General features: G+C 34.1%; 1 protein-coding gene. It reads left to right on the top strand.

All coding sequences use genetic code 11. The annotated features are described in order from the left end of the window. Positions 1-23: 23 nt before the first annotated feature. Positions 24-505, top strand: a 482-nt coding sequence (locus FHK88_RS11680) for a redoxin domain-containing protein (protein WP_264480676.1), incomplete at its 3' end; no start/stop codon positions are given.

The raw sequence follows: 505 nt of genomic DNA, 5'->3' as shown, positions 1-505 counted from the left end.
TCCCGAGTGTTAGTATTGATGCAATGTCAGATATGGGTGATGACTTGAAAATCAATGTATTTGAAGAAGCTGTAAATAAAAACAGTAAAGTATTATTATTCTGGTATCCAAAAGATTTTACTTTCGTTTGCCCTACAGAATTACACGCTTTTCAAGCGGCTTTACCTGAGTTTGAAAAAAGAAATACAATTGTTATTGGTGCATCATGCGATACAAATGAGGTTCACTTTGCATGGTTAAACACTCCAAAAGATAACGGTGGTATTGAAGGTGTAACTTATCCAATTTTAGCTGATACGCATAGACATTTATCTAACATTTTAGGCATTCTTGATCAAGAGGTTGAATACGATGAAGAAGGAAATGAAGTATTTACAGGTTCAAATGTTTCTTTCAGAGCAACTTACTTAATCGACGAAACTGGTAAGGTTTTCCACGAAAGTGTAAACGATATGCCACTTGGTAGAAACGTTAAAGAATATTTACGTTTAATTGATGCTTATGC

The organism is Psychrobacter sp. I-STPA6b, from assembly GCF_020662265.1.
Classification (GTDB): Bacteria; Pseudomonadota; Gammaproteobacteria; order Pseudomonadales; family Moraxellaceae; genus Psychrobacter.
Note: the sequence above shows the minus strand (reverse complement) of the source record. Positions and strands in the feature narration are given on the sequence as shown.